Origin of the sequence: Williamsia sp., from assembly GCF_016462415.1 — a bacterium.
Taxonomy (GTDB): Bacteria; Actinomycetota; Actinomycetes; order Mycobacteriales; family Mycobacteriaceae; genus Williamsia_A.
Map to the genome: position 1 here is coordinate 4362 of NZ_JAEMTF010000099.1, position 12153 is coordinate 16514.

At 67.5% G+C, this 12153-nt stretch carries 14 protein-coding genes; 5 read left to right on the plus strand and 9 right to left on the minus strand.

Annotated elements, in window-relative coordinates; translation table 11 throughout:
- From JHC79_RS18900 to JHC79_RS18915, 4 genes are all read left to right on the plus strand, one after another.
- Positions 1-1071 (plus strand): CoA transferase (locus JHC79_RS18900; protein ID WP_296393718.1); only part of this gene is annotated, 1071 nt, incomplete at its 5' end.
- Positions 1068-2252, plus strand: coding sequence for an acyl-CoA dehydrogenase family protein (locus tag JHC79_RS18905; RefSeq protein WP_296393720.1), 1185 nt, complete (start codon positions 1068-1070; stop codon positions 2250-2252). The genes JHC79_RS18900 and JHC79_RS18905, both read left to right, overlap by 4 nt.
- Entirely contained in the window at positions 2249-3238 is a 990-nt protein-coding gene (locus JHC79_RS18910) for an acyl-CoA dehydrogenase family protein (protein WP_296393722.1), read from the plus strand. Before JHC79_RS18905 ends, JHC79_RS18910 begins: the two co-directional genes overlap by 4 nt.
- Entirely contained in the window at positions 3235-4023 is a 789-nt protein-coding gene (locus JHC79_RS18915) for an enoyl-CoA hydratase-related protein (protein ID WP_296393724.1), read from the plus strand. The genes JHC79_RS18910 and JHC79_RS18915 overlap by 4 nt, the downstream gene beginning before the upstream one ends.
- 16 nt (positions 4024-4039) lie before the next feature.
- On the opposite strand, the gene JHC79_RS18920 is transcribed toward JHC79_RS18915, so the two are convergent.
- The 5 genes from JHC79_RS18920 to JHC79_RS18940 form a co-directional block, all read right to left on the minus strand.
- Positions 4040-4936, minus strand: coding sequence for a LysR substrate-binding domain-containing protein (locus tag JHC79_RS18920; protein ID WP_296393726.1), 897 nt, complete (start codon positions 4934-4936; stop codon positions 4040-4042).
- Positions 4937-5002: 66 nt separating this feature from the next.
- Positions 5003-5230, minus strand: coding sequence for a hypothetical protein (locus JHC79_RS18925; RefSeq protein ID WP_296393728.1), 228 nt, complete (start codon positions 5228-5230; stop codon positions 5003-5005).
- 4 nt (positions 5231-5234) lie between these two features.
- A complete protein-coding gene (locus JHC79_RS18930; RefSeq protein ID WP_296393729.1) occupies positions 5235-5927 on the minus strand; it encodes a phosphatase PAP2 family protein in 693 nt (230 codons plus the stop codon).
- 50 nt (positions 5928-5977) lie between these two features.
- Positions 5978-6700 carry a VIT family protein gene (locus tag JHC79_RS18935; protein WP_296393731.1) on the minus strand — a complete coding sequence of 241 codons (723 nt, stop codon included), beginning with the start codon at positions 6698-6700 and terminating at the stop codon, positions 5978-5980.
- Positions 6701-6836: 136 nt separating this feature from the next.
- Positions 6837-7328: a DUF2231 domain-containing protein gene (locus JHC79_RS18940; RefSeq protein WP_296393733.1), complete on the minus strand. Its 492-nt coding sequence runs from the start codon at positions 7326-7328 to the stop codon at positions 6837-6839.
- 77 nt (positions 7329-7405) lie between these two features.
- Here JHC79_RS18940 and JHC79_RS18945 point away from each other — a divergent pair, with 77 nt between their 5' ends.
- On the plus strand, positions 7406-8092 hold the full coding sequence (locus JHC79_RS18945; protein WP_296393735.1) for a response regulator transcription factor: 687 nt from the start codon (positions 7406-7408) through the stop codon (positions 8090-8092).
- Here JHC79_RS18945 and JHC79_RS18950 read toward each other — a convergent pair.
- The 4 genes from JHC79_RS18950 to JHC79_RS18965 form a co-directional block, all read right to left on the minus strand.
- Positions 8056-9495 (minus strand): HAMP domain-containing sensor histidine kinase, encoded by a 1440-nt coding sequence (locus JHC79_RS18950; protein ID WP_296393737.1) that lies wholly within the window; start codon positions 9493-9495, stop codon positions 8056-8058. The two genes, JHC79_RS18945 and JHC79_RS18950, sit on opposite strands and share 37 nt — an antisense overlap.
- Before the next feature lie 77 nt (positions 9496-9572).
- Positions 9573-10436 (minus strand): LLM class F420-dependent oxidoreductase, encoded by an 864-nt coding sequence (locus tag JHC79_RS18955; RefSeq protein WP_296393739.1) that lies wholly within the window; start codon positions 10434-10436, stop codon positions 9573-9575.
- 12 nt (positions 10437-10448) lie between these two features.
- Positions 10449-10604, minus strand: a complete 156-nt coding sequence (locus tag JHC79_RS18960) for a DUF6131 family protein (RefSeq protein WP_296393741.1) — start codon at positions 10602-10604, stop codon at positions 10449-10451.
- 117 nt (positions 10605-10721) lie between these two features.
- The gene (locus JHC79_RS18965) at positions 10722-12029 is read right to left on the minus strand and encodes a PAS domain S-box protein (RefSeq protein WP_296393743.1); all 1308 of its coding nucleotides are present in this window, start codon (positions 12027-12029) and stop codon (positions 10722-10724) included.
- Positions 12030-12153: the final 124 nt, after the last annotated feature.

A 12153-nucleotide genomic window follows, 5' to 3' on the forward strand; every position in this document is an offset into this window, starting at 1 on the left:
GACATGACCCGCGGTATGGGCGCGCACCGACACCCCGGGATGAGCGGGGCGACGCTGAATCTCAATCGCAACAAGCGCAGCGTGGTGATCGACGCCAAGGCGCCGCACGGACGGGAGGCGATCGAGGCCCTGGCCGCCACCGCGGACGTGTTCATCACCAACGTCCGCCCTCAGGCCATGGAGCGACTCGGCCTGACCGCGGCGGTCCTTCGGGACATCAACCCCCGGTTGATCTACGCACGCGGACAGGGCTTCCGGAGCGACAGCCCACTGCGCGACCGCGCCGCCTACGACGACATCATCCAGGCGGCATCCGGTCTGGTGTCGCTCAACCACCAGGTCTCCGGCGAACCGTACTTCGTTCCCACCGTCCTGGCCGACAAGATCTGCGGGATGCAGATCGCCCAGTCGGTCCTCGCGGCGCTGGTGTACCGCGACCGAACCGGGCACGGTCAGGACATCGAGGTGCCGATGGTCGACACCATGCTCGCCTTCAACCTGGTCGAGCATCTCGCGGCGGCGACGTTGGACCCGGAGGCGCCGTTCGGATATCGGCGCGCGCTGAGCACCACCCGGAAGGCGCAGCGCACCGCCGACGGCTGGATGTGCATCCTGCCCTACAACGATCGCAACTGGCGCGACTTCTTCACCTTCGTCGACCGCGCCGATCTCATCGACGACGAACGGTTTCAGTCGATGTCCACCCGAGCCGACAACGCCGACGACCTGTATCGCCTCGTCGCGGAACTGACGCCGTCGCGGACCTCGGCCCAGTGGCAGGAGTTCTGCGACAGGGTCAGCATCCCTGCGGCCCCGGTGCTCGACCTCAAGGCGGCCACCGAGACCGAGTACGCGGTCACCGGAGGGCTCGTCGCCGATGCCGAACACCCGACGGAGGGCACCTACCGCCTCGTCGCGAACCCGGTCCACTACTCGGTGGACCCCAATCCGACGATGCGTCACTGCCCGTCGATCGGAGAACACACCGCCGAGGTGCTCACCGAGATCGGTTGCGCAGCAATGCTCTCGACGACTGAATCGACCACCGACATGAACGGAGCACACCGATGACCACCGACGATCGAGGCCGCGCAGTGGCGCAACTGGTCCGGTTCCCCGACCCGCTGCTCCCTGATCGTGCCGAGGAGCTGCGAAGCGAGGTCCGGGACTTCATCGCCGAGGAACGAGCCAACGGAACGGTCATGGGACGACCGGATTCGTGGCTGTCGGGATGGGACCGCGGGTTCAGCGAACGCCTGGCGGCACGGGGATGGGTCGGTATGGCGCTGCCCACCGAGTTCGGCGGCAGTGGAGCCGGTCCGATCGCACGGTACGTCGTCATCGAGGAACTGCTGGCCGCCGGAGCCCCGGTCTCGGCGCATTGGGTGTCCGACCGGCAGGCCGGCGTCTCGATCCTGTCGCACGGCACCGAGGAGCAGAAGCGTGCGTTCCTGCCCGCGATCGCGGCCGGACGATGCTTCTTCTCGATCGGGATGAGCGAACGTGAGAGCGGCTCGGATCTCGCATCCGTGCAGACCCGGGCCGAGCGCACCGACGGCGGTTGGCGCCTGAACGGTACGAAGATGTGGACCGGCGGTGCGCATCTCAACGACTACGCCATCGTGCTCGCCCGATCGTCGGATCACGACGACCGCCACGAGGGGCTCACCCAGTTCATCGTCGATCTGCGTGCCCCGGGAGTGCGGGTGGAACCGATCCGCCTGCTGACCGGGGAGCACCGATTCAACGCGGTCCACCTCGAGGACGTCCTCGTTCCCGACAACCGCGTCCTCGGCGCCGAGGGGGACGGGTGGCGGCAGGTCACCGGTGAACTCGCCTTCGAGCGAAGCGGTCCCGAACGCTTCCTGTCCACGCTTCCGGTACTGACGTCGCTGGTGCGGCTGTTGGCCTCGGCGTCGACGTCGCAGCACCAGCAGTCGGTGGTGGGGCATCTCGTCGCCCGCCTCATCTCGCTGCGCGCGATGTCGCTGGGCGTGGCGTCCGCGCTGCAGGCCGGCGCCTCGCCCGACGTGCAGGCCGCGATCGTGAAGGACCTCGGAACCCGTTTCGAGGGAGATCTGATCGAGCAGGTCCGGGCCGTCTCGCCGGTCGCACCCAACCGATCGGCAACGATCGGCGGCCACGCAGAGCTGCTGGCCTTCGCCCTGCTCCACACACCCGGATACACCCTGCGCGGCGGCACCAACGAGATCCTCCGCGGGGTCATCACCAAGGAGGTCACTGCGCGATGAGCACCACGATCAGCACCGAGGGCGTGCGCACACACGCCACCGACATCGACGACGTGCGTCAGGCCGGATATCTCGCCGCCGAGGCGCCCACAGGCGAGACCCTGCTCGTCGCCGGCCCGCTCCTGCGGGCGGCGGGGCTATCCGCGACCGAGGGATCGGTGACGGTTGCCGTCGCCGATGCGGACTCGCTGGTGGTCCGATACCGCCACGTCGACATCGACTCCGCGGTCGGCCCGGCCGGTGCCGCGGGTACCGACACGGCCCTGGTCGTGTCCGGGACGATCGCCCGGGTGTCGGGGACACGCAATGCCGACACGGTCCTCGTCCTCGCCGAGAGCCCCGGTGGCCCGGTGGTGTTCGACGCCACGTCGGGAGTCACGATCGTCGGCACGGAGACCGATCTGGCCGGGAACCCCTCGGCCACACTCGTCTTCGACGGAATGACGGTCGCCGATCCCGCTCCGGTACGACGCGAGGTGGCTGATGACACCCGACTGCGAATCGCGGCGGTGCATGCACTGCTCATCGCCGGGGCGGCGGAGCGATGCGCCGAGATGACCGTGACGCACACTGCCACGCGCCGACAGCTCGGACGCACACTCGACCATTTCCAGGCGGTGAAGCAGAACCTGGCGCTGCTGCTGGAGGAGGTCGCCCTGGTACGCGCAGTGTCAGCCCTGGCGGGCCGGCACCTCGTCGCCACCGACGCATCGCCGCTCGGCACGGCCGCGCGCCACGCCGTGATGGCCGCAGTCGTGCAGGCGAGCGCGTCCGCCGGCGAGATCGCCCGCCTGTCCCATCAGCTGCATGGCGCAATCGGTTTCACCGAACTCAGCGAGTTGCATCGCTTCACGACCCGCCTGTGGGCGTGGCGTGAGGCCATCGATTCCGGCGATTGGGCCGCGCAGCTGGGATCGGACGCGACCGTCGCCGGCGCAGAAGGACTCTGGACCATGATCACCGCAACCACCGAGGAGACATTGTGAGCACCGAGGGAATCCACATCACCGTCCGTGACCATGTCGGCTGGATCGAACTGGACCGGCCGGAGAAGAAGAACGCCTTCACCCCGGAGATGTTGCGCGAGTGGGCCGACGCCTATCGGCGCTTCGACACCGACCCCGAGGTGCGCGTGGTCGCGGTGACGGCATCCGGGGACGCGTTCTGCGCGGGCGCCGATCTCGGCGCCCTGCAGGAGAAGGCCACCTCGCCGCTGGCCAGTCGACAGTTGATGACCGAGTACGTCCAACCGGTGGCGCTGGCGGCCGAGAATCTCGCCAAGCCTCTGGTGTTCGGGCTCAACGGTGTCGCGGTGGGTGCCGGACTCGACATGGCGCTGGCCGGTGACTACCGCATCGCGGCCGACACGGCACGCTTCTCGGAGGGGTACATCCGTGTCGGACTGGTCCCCGGAGACGGCGGATGTCACTACCTGCCGCCGATCGTCGGACGATCACGGGCCCTGCGTATGTTGTGGACGGGCGAGTTCGTCTCGGCGACAACCGCGTTGGAGTGGGGACTGGTCGACGAGGTCCACCCGTTCGACGAGGTGCGCACCGCGCTGGAGACGATGGTCCACCGGCTGGCCGCGCAGCCGCCGGTCGCGGTCCAGCTGATCAAGCGAGCGGTCCGGGCGGGTGCCCACGGCGACCTCCGCACGTCGCTGGACCTCATCGCCTCCCATCAGGCGGTTGTGCAGTCGACCGCCGACTCGGCCGAGGCGATGAGTGCGTTCACCGAGCGCCGGGCGCCGCACTTCGTCGGACGGTGACGCGCGGGCGTTGTCGCTAGGTGAGCCGCGTCGAACCGAGCAGGGCCACGACCCGATCAACCATCGGATCGGTGGCCCCGGAGCGGCTCACCAGGCAGGTCCGCAACGTCAGATCGTCGTCGATGTCGGCCAACGCGATCACCGCCACCCCGGGAGCCGTCATCGCTGCCACCGACGTCGGCACGAGAGCGACGCAGCCGCCGGCCGACACGTGTCCGAGCAGCCCGGGTAGGCCGTCGGCGCGCGCGGCGACCATGGGGGCGAAGCCCGCTCGGCGACAGGCGGATTGCACCTGCTCACCGAGTTCCGACCAGGCGTTGGGCAAAAGAGCGAACCGCTCATCGCGGAGTTCGACCAACCGGACCGACGACGTCGCGGAGAGGCGATGCCCGACCGGGACCGCGACCCCGAGGCGTTCGTCGGGCAGCGCGCGCAGGTCGACGCCGTTGTGGTCGGCCAGGGGTGCGCGTGCCAACGCGATGTCGAGGCTCCCGGCGCGCACGGCAACCACCAGCTCGGCCGAGGAACGCTGGGTCAGGTGGACGCGGACCCCGGACATCTTGCGATGCACCAGCCCGAGCAGTCGCGGTACCGTCTCGTGGGCGAGGCCGGCGACATGCCCGACCCGCAGGTCCCCTTCGGCACCGTCGGCGATCCGTCGAGCACGTTCGACGGCCGCACGCTGCGCTACCAGTAACTGGCGCGCGTCGTCGGCGAAGGAACGACCAGCCGCGGTCAACCGAACGCCTCGCCGCGACCGTTCCAGCAACTCGACACCCACCGCGCGCTCGAGTCGTTGGATGGCCTGTGTGAGCGGTGGCTGCGTCATCATCAGCCGCGCCGCCGCGCGGCCGATGTGCTCCTCGTCGGCGACCGCAACGAACTGCTCGAGGGCTCGCTGGGAGATCTCCACGTCATGGACTGTAATCCGGGATGACGGTGCGAGATGTGCTCCGGCATCCGGATCGGCGGTCGACCGCTACTCGGACTGGCCCGGAGCGGCAGCGAGCTGGTGCGTGTCGACGAAAACCAGCGCACCATCGTCGGTCAGGACAGCCCATCGCCGCGCAGGGTCGGAGATGTGCGTCGAGTTGACCTCTACGCCGTGGGCGTCGAACTCGCCGAAGTCGTCGACGATCCGTCCCGACGTCTCGAGGTCGCTACCGGGGTACACGATCACGGGAGCGTCGACCGTCGGGTTCCACATCGGTTCACAGTGGACCCCCGGTCCTGAGACGATGCTGAGAGCGGCTGGTCAGCATGTGCCGTGACGTTCGGTCGATCCCGAAGCCGACAACCGCGGGCACCGCGACGACGGCGGCGACGGCCAGGGCAACGGCCGCGGCGACATCCGAGAACCAGTGCGCGCCGAGATACAACCGGGAGAGGGCGACACCCGACGCCACGATCACAGCAGCGGTGACGACCCACCACCGTGTGCGCGAACGCGCGGCACTCGTCGTGATGACCGCGAGCCCGATCAGCAGCGCGGCCGCACCGGTGACGTGGCCGGACGGGAACGACATGGCGAGTTCTGGTGAGGCGACCTGATCGAACGTCGGTGGGCGGAGACGGTCGACGGCGAGTTTGATGACCTCGCATGCGGCGCCGGCGACTGCAACCGTCGCGAGCAGCTGGACCGCGCGGATCAGGGTGCGATCCACAGCGACCAGAACGGCGGCCGCGACGACGGTCCAGATGCCTGTCCACATGGGGGCGAACAGGTCGGTCACCGTGGTTGCCGCAGATGTGGCGCCCGACGACCTGTGATCGACCATCCAGCTCAGGACGCCCGCATCGATCGACCGGAGTGGGTTGTGGCCGACCGCGATCGCCACCCCCAGGAGAGCCACCACCGCGACGAGCGCGACCGTGACCTCGATTCGGGTGAGATGAGATTTCATCAGACCACTGTGACGATCCGATCCTGTGGTGACGCTGAGCCGCTGCGCCCTCAGCCCACGGCAGTGCCCACGAGTGCACCGATCAGGTAGGTCACCGCCATGGCGATGACGCCACCGACGGTCACCCGCAGTACCGCACGGCCGCGACCCGCGTCACCGATGGTGGCGCTGAGAAAACCGGTCAGGGCCAACGCGACGGCGACGACGACGAAAGTGATCGGGATTCGAAGATGGGCGGGCAGAAGCATGATCGCAAGAAATGGGAGCAGCGCGCCCGCGGTGAACGAGATCGCCGACGAGATCGCGGCCTGCCACGGATTCGTCAGTTCCTCGGGGTCGATGCCGAGTTCGGCGTCCACATGCGCCGCGAACGCGTCGTTCTCGGTCAGCTCCATCGCGACCTGCCAGGCGGTCTCCGGGGTCAGTCCTTTCGACTCGTAGATCGCGGCCAGTTCTTCGAGTTCCTCTTCCGGCTGCTCGCGGAGTTCGGCGCTCTCCTTTGCGAGAAGTGCTTTCTCGGTGTCCCGTTGGGTGCTGACCGAGACGTACTCACCCAGGGCCATGGAGACGGCGCCTGCGGTCAGACCGGCCAGGCCGGCGGTGAAGATGTGGCCGCGGTCGGCCGATGCGGCCGCGACCCCGATGACTATCCCGGCCGTCGAGACGATGCCGTCGTTCGCGCCGAGGACACCGGCGCGCAGCCAGTTCAGCTTGTTGCCGGGTGCGGAGGCGTGCGGCTCGGCGTCGTGCTGAGCGGGTGTGGTCGATGACATGCGATCAATGAAAGCGGATCGAGACCTCGGCGTCCAGGCAGTGCAGCCAAACCTCAACCGCCCGAGTTCGGTTCGTCCACTGTTGCGCGGATCACAAGTGCCCGTGGGAAAGTGGCCGAAGTCAGGACAGCCTGGTCTAACCGGACCAGACCGACTGGGCGCCGGCGTCGCCGATGCGATAGACCCAGATCACCGCCCCCACTGCCACGATCACCAGGACGACCCCGAGGACACCGGCGATCGCGACCTGAGTTCGCCCGTGGGTCAATGCCGGGACCCGGTCGTTGAACCAGGCGCCCTCCCGGAACCACGGGCTGGTGAAGGCCCACCACAGGAAGGCGAACACGAACAGCGGGGCGGCCCAATAGATCATCTGGTCGCCGAGCTCGGTGTGCCGGTCCAGGACCGCGCTCGGCGGTGTCTTCTTCTCCAACGACTCCCCGGCACTCGTCGCGATCGGAGTAGCCGCGAGCGCCACAGCCGCGATGATCGGGGTGATGATCCCCAGCTTGCGACGGGCGGCGGGCCACGCCACCCCGAGCACGGCGAACACGGCGGCCAACGGGATCAGCACGACCACGAAGTGCACGACGAGTGGGTGCAGGGGCAAGCCGTTGAAACTGTCCATGAGTCGTGACGGTAGGCGCCGGTTGTTGAGAGGGTGCTGAGAATCGGGAATCGGCTGTAGCGGGGGATACTGAAACGGTGCGGGTACTGGTGATCGAGGACGACCGCAACGGCGCGGAGACGGTGCGGCGGACACTGGTCGCGGAAGGATGGGTCGTCGACGTCGAGGACAACGGCGAGGACGGTCTCTTCGCAGCGAGCACCGACACCTATGACGTGCTGATCGTCGACATCATGATGCCGCGACTCAACGGCTACGAGGTCGTCCGGGAGCTCCGCGCGAAGCAGGTGTGGACACCCGTTCTCATGCTGACGGCCAAGGATGGCGACTACGACCAGGTCGACGCCTTCGATTTCGGTGCCGACGATTATCTGATCAAACCGTTCTCGGTGGCGGTCCTCGTCGCCCGTCTCCGTGCGCTGGTGCGTCGCGGCGCACCCCAGCGGCCGGTGACCCTCACTGCCGGTGACCTGTCGCTGGATCCGAGCGGCCACAGGGTCTGGCGCGGCAACACCGAGATCGACCTGACCCCCAGGGAATTCGCGATGCTCGAGTTCATGATGCGGAACAAGGGGACGGTGATCAGCAAGGCCGACATCCTCCGGTCGGTGTGGGACAGCAACTATCACGGCGACGAGAACGTGGTCGAGGTGTATGCCGGGTATCTGAGGCGCCGCATCGACACCCCGTTCGGACGAACCGCCCTGCAGACCGTTCGAGGTGTGGGTTATCGACTCGCCGCCGACGGCGGCTCGTCCGCCTGATCCGCGCCCGGGAGTGGAAGGACGACCGTCACGGCCGCGCCTCCGCCGACCGCCTCGTCCACGCGTACATCGCCGTCATGCGCGTGCACGATCTCGGCGACGATCGCGAGCCCCAGGCCCGAACCGCCACGTGATCGTTGTCGATCGGTGTCGAGTCGGACGAATCGCTGGAACACCCGCTGTCGATCCGGTTCGGGTATGCCTTGTCCGTCGTCGCTGATGGTCACCGATGCCGTGCCGGCGGCGGAGTCGCTCGACATGGAGATCTCGACGCAATCGAGTGCATGGCGCGCGGCGTTGTCGGCGAGGTTGCGGACGGCTCGGGTGAGCTTGTCGCGATCACCCCGAACGCGTATCGCCTCGACGTCCGCGTGCACCCGGATCCTTCCGAGCCGTTCGAGTCGCCGGGCCTCGGCATCGACGATGTCGTCGAGATCGACATCCTCGACGGTCAGTGGGACGCCGTTCTCGTCGGCCCGGGCGAGCAGGAGGAGGTCGTCGACCATGGTCTGCAGGCGATGCGCCTCCGGTAGGACCACCGTGTCGATCGTGTCGGTGTCGAGGGGGCGACCGCTGGTGCGCGCCAGATCGAGCATGCCCACGATCGTCATCAACGGGCTGCGTAGCTCGTGGGACGCGTCGCCGACGAAATGCAGCTGACGTTCGCGGGCGGACTGGAGTCGGTCCAGCATCTGGTTCATCGTCGAGGCGAGTGTCGCGATCTCATCGCCGGTGTCCGGTTCCGACACCCGTCGGCTCAGGTCCGAGCTCGACATCGACGCGACCTGGGAGCGGATCTGTTCCACCGGCCGGAGGGTCCGCCCGACGACGTAGTGGACCGCGGCGGCGAGCATGAGAAGGATGACCGGGAACACCACGCAGAAGAGCACCGCAACCGTCAGCACCACATCGTTGATCGGCCCCTCGGCGGCACCGACGATGACGGTGAGGGGTCCTCCCGGGGTCGTCACTCCGAGAACGCTGCCGCGGTACTCGTCATCGCCCGACCTCATGCGCGCGTCGTCGACAGTGCGTCGCGCACCCGGGGCGGCACCGCCGGACAGCGGGCTCTGGCGGGCGTTGGGTGTGCCGGCCAGGACCGTTCCGTCCGGGCTGACGATCTGGATGGCATCGACATCGTCGGACGGGGCCAGTAATTGGACGTCGATGGTGGCCGGCGACTCGTTCTGCAACGCCTGGGCAATCTGGCCCGCTCGCGCGGACGTGGCCCCGTCGGCGGCGTTGAGCAGCGACTCGTGCAGGACGAACAGCATGATCGCGGCGGCGAGGGCGAGAGCGACCGCGAGCAGGAGGGTGGCGATGACCGTCAGGCGGATCCGTACCCCGGCCAGACGTCTGCGTAGCCAGGTGAGACGGTTGCTCACGGTTCCGGGATCACCCATCCCCCGAGGGTAGGTCCGCCGACCTGTGAAAACGCCATGCCGTGTCGGCGACGTACTGATTCAGCGGCGAGCGAGACCTACGTCAGCGCGGACGCGAGGCGGCGCCACTGTTCGCGCGGAAAGGCCTGGGGGTCGGCGCCCAGAATCTGCACGCACACGTGATTCGCGCCGGCGTCCCGGTGCTCGTGCACACGCCGCACGATCGCGTCCTCGTCACCCCACGCGATGATCGCGTCGAACAACCTGTCGCTCACCGAGGTGAGGTCGTCCTCGGTGAAGCCGGACCGCAGCAGATTGTTGGCGTAGTTCGGCAGCTGCAGGTACGCGCGCAGCCAGTCGGTGCCGATGCTGCGCGCCTCGTCGGCATCGGTGGTCAGGATCGCGGTCTGCTCGGGCAGCAGTTGCGGTCCGGGGCCGAGGGTCTCGCGCGCGCCCGCGGTGAAGTCCGGGGTCACCAGGTAAGGGTGCGACCCGTTGGCGCGTGTCGCCGAGAGCGCCAACATCTTCGGACCCAATGCGGCCAACACGCGGGACTCGATGGGGACCGGGTTCTCAGTGGCGTCGATGGCATCGAGAAAAGCCCTCGTCGACGCGAGTGGCCTCGTGTAGCGGCCCGGGTCGCCGGCGTCGACCAACGGCGCGTGACTGACGCCGATACCCATCAGAAAGCGGTCGCCGTGTTCACCGACGAGTTCGTGGTAGGCGGTGGCGACGTCGGCGGGCTCGTGCATCCACAGGTTGAGGATGCCGGTGGCGACGACGACACGTTCGGTCGCACCCATGAGGTTGGCGACGGAGTCGAACACCGGCCCACCGACGTCGGGAATCCACAGGGCGGTGTAACCCAGGGTCTCGAGTTCGGCTGCGGAGTCAGCTGATTCGGCTGAGTCTCCGTACCTCAGTTGAGAACTCCAGATACCTACACCGTCGAGCTTCGCCAATTCGATCCCCGATCAGAAGTAGTGCGCGCGACCGCCGACCTTGCGGCCGGTGCGGCCCAGGACGACGAGGACGATTCCGACGACGGCCAGGATGGCCCCGATCGTCGTGAGGATGGAGATCTTGGCGATGAGGCCGATGATGAGCAGGATGACACCGAGTGTGATCACGAGTACCTCCGAGAGAACTACGGATGGTCGAGCCGCTGTTGGACTCCTGTTCAGACCGTATCCCGCGCATCGTCCGGCCGGGCCGGAAGCGCGAGATCAAGTCCAGCTCGTGACCCGCTAACGATCGTCTGGGGTGCGCTCTGTCGGCGTGATCGGTTGTGTCGCAACAGCTTGTCGCCGAGCGCTGCTCTTGTCTCGGTACATGTGTTGATCGGCAACGGCGAGCAGGTCACGGTGATCGCCGGTGTTCGACCAACTCGACCCCACCGAGGCCCCGATCGTGATCGGCTCGGCCAACGACGGGAGGAGGTACTCGCCGGCGACAGCACGTTTCAAGGCGACGCGATGATTCTCCACATCCTCCGGTGACGTCGCGGAGTAGATGATCACGACGAACTCGTCTCCACCGATCCGGCAGGCGACATCATCGTCATCGATCGTCTGTCTGATCCTGCGCGCCACGTCGGCGAGCAGTTCGTCGCCCGCGCTGTGACCGTAGGTGTCGTTCACCGACTTGAACCCGTCGAGATCGAGGAACAACAAACCCACGCCGTCACCCTGGACATGCCTCAGGGCGTCGATCTGCGCCATCAACGAGTGACGGTTGCCGAGTCCGGTGAGTGCGTCGGTCACCGCTTGACGTGCCAACTCGGCCTCGGCGTGCTTGCGGCGGGTGATGTCCTGGATCTGCGCGATGAGGATGTCGGCAGCACCGTCGCCGACCCCGTGGACGATCACCGCATTGCGCTGTACCCACACGATCGACCCGTCTTTGCGGATGTACCGTTTCTCGGATTCGATGTGGGACCGGGTGCCGTCGAGAAGTTGGGTCAGGTGTAGGTCGGCCGCGGGCACGTCGTCGGGGTGGGTGATGTCCCGGAACGACAGGCTGCGCAGCTCGTCGGCGCTGTACCCGGTCAGGTCGCACATCGCCTGGTTCACCTGCAGCCACCGACCCGAGCTGTCGACGACAGCCTGTCCGATGGGCGCGTTGCTCATGGCCGTCTCGAACAGGGTCACCGCGTCGTCGCGTGCCTTCTCCGCCTGAACACGTTCGGAGACATCGCTGACGTGGACGACGAAACCCCGCACGACCCCGTCGATGACGTCGGGGATGTACGTGGCCTGGGTGAAGCGGATCTTGCCGCTGGTGTCGATGAGGGTGCGGTCGAACTGCTGATGTTCACCGCGGAGCACGCCGAGGATGAACGGCTTGTTCAACTCGTAGACCGATGGCCCGAGCACGTCTCGGATGTGCATGCCCCGGACCTGGTCTGGCGTCAGCCCGAAGTAGTCCACGTAGGCCTGATTGGACGCCACGTTTCGGAGGTCGGTGTCCCAGTAACCGATGAGGGCGGGAACGGTGTCGATGACTCGACGGAGGATCGCGGCCTGATCGGGCTGCGACTCGGTCGTCACCGCCACCCCAACAGTCCGTCGCCCATCCTGCGATAGTGCCACGGGGTGAACACCGACGCTTCGGACCACGACGGGAGGCCGCGATTTGAGATGATTCGAGGTGGTAGACGCCCTGTCGGTGGTTGCGCGA

Excerpts from the sequence above, each read along its gene's own strand:
- JHC79_RS18905 (WP_296393720.1), top strand. The coding sequence starts at position 1,068 with ATGACCACCGACGATCGAGGCCGCGCAGTGGCGCAACTGGTCCGGTTC.
- JHC79_RS18940 (WP_296393733.1), bottom strand. The coding sequence starts at position 7,328 with ATGGACAGTTTCAACGGCTTGCCCCTGCACCCACTCGTCGTGCACTTC.
- JHC79_RS18930 (WP_296393729.1), bottom strand. The coding sequence starts at position 5,927 with ATGAAATCTCATCTCACCCGAATCGAGGTCACGGTCGCGCTCGTCGCG.
- JHC79_RS18925 (WP_296393728.1), bottom strand. The coding sequence starts at position 5,230 with ATGTGGAACCCGACGGTCGACGCTCCCGTGATCGTGTACCCCGGTAGC.
- JHC79_RS18950 (WP_296393737.1), bottom strand. The coding sequence starts at position 9,495 with ATGGGTGATCCCGGAACCGTGAGCAACCGTCTCACCTGGCTACGCAGA.
- JHC79_RS18910 (WP_296393722.1), top strand. The coding sequence starts at position 2,249 with ATGAGCACCACGATCAGCACCGAGGGCGTGCGCACACACGCCACCGAC.
- JHC79_RS18935 (WP_296393731.1), bottom strand. The coding sequence starts at position 6,700 with ATGTCATCGACCACACCCGCTCAGCACGACGCCGAGCCGCACGCCTCC.